Source organism: Streptomyces bobili, assembly GCF_002154575.1.
Lineage (GTDB): Bacteria > Actinomycetota > Actinomycetes > Streptomycetales > Streptomycetaceae > Streptomyces > Streptomyces bobili.
Genome location: NZ_MUBA01000802.1, coordinates 1 through 1994, shown reverse-complemented (window position 1 = coordinate 1994; position 1994 = coordinate 1). Strand labels below are relative to the sequence as shown.

2 protein-coding genes and 1 pseudogene are annotated in these 1994 nt (G+C 74.3%); all 3 read left to right on the top strand.

The window, feature by feature from the left end; genetic code table 11:
• Positions 1–24 precede the first annotated feature (24 nt).
• Positions 25–372: pseudogene (locus tag BZL64_RS37770) on the top strand (arylamine N-acetyltransferase); the annotation flags it as partial.
• A gap of 141 nt (positions 373–513) precedes the next feature.
• Positions 514–759, top strand: a complete 246-nt coding sequence (locus BZL64_RS37765; protein WP_086773466.1) for a hypothetical protein — start codon at positions 514–516, stop codon at positions 757–759.
• A 62-nt stretch (positions 760–821) separates the two neighbouring features.
• A complete protein-coding gene (gene holA, locus BZL64_RS37760; protein ID WP_086773465.1) occupies positions 822–1811 on the top strand; it encodes a DNA polymerase III subunit delta in 990 nt (329 codons plus the stop codon).
• The last annotated feature ends 183 nt before the right edge of the window (positions 1812–1994 follow it).

Here is a 1994-nt window from a genome sequence, read left to right as displayed (position 1 = left end):
TCGCCGTAGACCCGGCCGGCGCGGGAGGGCGGCGGGGTGGCGGGGGCGGCCGATCTGGACGTCGTCCGGGACGGCAGGCGGGTGTACCGGCTGGAGGTGCGGCCCCGGGTGCTCGGCGACTTCGTGGCCGGGGCGTGGTGGCACAGCACCTCGCCCGAGTCGCACTTCACCCGGTCCCCGGTGTGCTCGCGGGTCACGGAGGACGGAGGGAGGATCACGCTCAGCGGGCGTCGGCTGAAGGTGACGGACGCGCAGGGCGTGAGTGAGGAACGGGAGTTGGCGGAGGACGCGGAAGTGCTGGGTGTGTACCGGGAGAGGTTCGGGATCGCGTTGGAGCGGGTGCCGGTGGCACGGGGAGGTGACGTGGCGTGAGGAGACCGGGTGACGGTGTCCGGGGTGTGGGGCCCGCCGCGTGGCGAGGCCCGGCACCGGGTGGGTCGGGTCGGCGGTGCGGACCGGTCCCGGGGACCGACCTGCGCGCGGGTCTCGGTGGACGTGCCGGAAAATGGGCGGGTGAGCGATGTGAGACATGTGCTGGTGCTGCCCGACCGTGATGCCGCCGAGGAGGCCGCGCAGGCGCTCGGGGAGCGGTTCGGGGTGCACGAGGAGCCGCGGCTCGTCCGGGACGCGCTGGCCGGTGAGGACGACGCGGAGGACGTGCAGTGGCTGGTGGTGCTGCGGGACGAGGAGGGGCGGCTCGACGCGGCGGACCTGGACGCGTTCGCGGCCGAGTGGGACGGGTGGCGGGAGGAGCCGTAGGAGCGGCGGCGGTGTCCTCACCGCGGCTCCGGCTGTCAGTGCCGCGTGCCATCCTTGACCCAATGGCCAGGAAGACTGCGAATGACGACCCTCTCGCCCCGGTGACGCTCGCCGTGGGCCAGGAGGACCTCCTGCTCGACCGTGCCGTGCAGGAGGTGGTGGCCGCCGCTCGGGCCGCCGACGCGGACACGGACGTACGTGACCTGACGTCGGACCAGCTTCAGCCCGGCACTCTCGCCGAGCTGACCAGCCCGTCGCTCTTCGCGGAGCGCAAGGTCGTGGTCGTACGCAACGCGCAGGACCTGTCCGCCGACACGGTCAAGGACGTGAAGGGGTATCTGGGGGCGCCCGCCGAGGAGATCACGCTCGTGCTGCTGCACGCGGGCGGGGCCAAGGGCAAGGGGCTGCTGGACGCCGCGCGCAAGGCGGGGGCGCGGGAGGTGGCCTGCCCGAAGATGACCAAGGCGGCGGACCGGCTGGCCTTCGTCCGGCAGGAGTTCCGGGCGACCGGCAGGTCGGCCACCCCCGAGGCCTGTCAGGCGCTCGTCGACTCCATCAGCAGCGATCTGCGCGAGCTGGCGGCGGCGGTGTCGCAACTCGTCGCCGACATCGAGGGGACCATCGACGACGCGGTCGTCGCGCGGTACTACACGGGGCGGGCCGAGGCGTCGAGCTTCACCGTCGCCGACCGGGCCGTGGAGGGCAGGGCGGCGGAGGCACTGGAGGCGTTGCGCTGGTCGCTGGCCACCGGCGTCGCGCCCGTGCTGATCACCAGCGCGCTCGCACAGGGCGTGCGGGCCATCGGCAAGCTGTCCTCCGCGCGCGGGGGCAGGCCCGCGGACCTCGCGCGGGAGCTGGGCATGCCGCCCTGGAAGATCGACCGGGTCCGCCAGCAGATGCGGGGCTGGACGCCCGACGGGGTCTCCCTGGCACTGCGCGCGGTCGCCGAGGCCGACGCGGGCATAAAGGGCGGCGGCGACGATCCGGAGTACGCGCTGGAGAAGGCCGTGGTGGCGGTGGCCCGAGCGGCACGTTCCGGAGGCCGGGCTTAGAGGGCACGTCAGGGCCGGGCTCAGAGGGCACATCAGGTCAGCGCACGCCCACGAGCGCCACGGGACCACGCCCACGGGACCACGCCGTCGGAGCCACGCCACGCGAGCACCCCGCTCCGAGCGGCCACGCGAGCACGCCACTCCGAGCACCCCGCCCCGCGCATGCCACCCCGCATGCCACCC

Excerpts from the sequence above, each read along its gene's own strand:
- holA (WP_086773465.1), top strand. The coding sequence starts at position 822 with ATGGCCAGGAAGACTGCGAATGACGACCCTCTCGCCCCGGTGACGCTC.